Source organism: Vibrio sp. 10N.261.45.E2, assembly GCF_002875705.1.
In the GTDB taxonomy this organism is placed as follows: Bacteria; Pseudomonadota; Gammaproteobacteria; order Enterobacterales; family Vibrionaceae; genus Vibrio.
The window spans coordinates 1-555 of record NZ_MCZZ01000057.1 but is presented as its reverse complement, the minus strand read 5'-3'; the positions used below and the strand labels follow the sequence as shown (position 1 = coordinate 555).

General features: G+C 46.1%; 1 protein-coding gene. It reads right to left on the bottom strand.

Annotation, left to right across the window (positions count from 1 at the left end; all coding sequences use genetic code 11):
• A partial coding sequence (locus BCT34_RS02970; protein WP_102300407.1) for a transglycosylase SLT domain-containing protein occupies nt 1–475 on the bottom strand: 475 nt, incomplete at its 3' end.
• Nucleotides 476–555: the final 80 nt, after the last annotated feature.

The following is a 555-nucleotide window of genomic DNA, read 5'->3' as shown; positions in this document are numbered from 1 at the left end:
ATTTCCTTTTGTTGGTATGAATGTGTCGCGCATATGCGACACGAAAACGATGTACATACGGATTCCCTTCTGGAAGGCGATACCCCGTATTGAAATTGCCACTGAAATAGCAACTGGCGGTGCGCTCTAACCACTCTTGATAGGTCGCGCCTTTGTATCGAATCTTTACACGGTCGTGACACTCTTTAAGGATGCGAGCACCAAAGCCAATGTTGGTGCAAGGATCAAAGATGGAAGTGCCCACGTCAAAATGCTGGATGTTAATTTGCATTAACCCTGCGCTGACGTTCTTACCTGCCGAACGTAACGCATCAAGTTGTTGATACGCTTCGGACTCAGAACGCGGTTGTCTCACACCGCCCCCGACCATCGCGAGGGCAAACGGCTTTCTGGATGATTCAATATCAATAATCGCTTCAATCACTTGAGGATTGACTTGTTGCTGGCATTCAAATGCCAGTGTTGATATATCCACTTTCACTCCCTAAAACCCAATTCATTGAAAAATAGGATCGCTTTAGGCAAAAATTTACGCCTTATCCTGACTCACAGGCT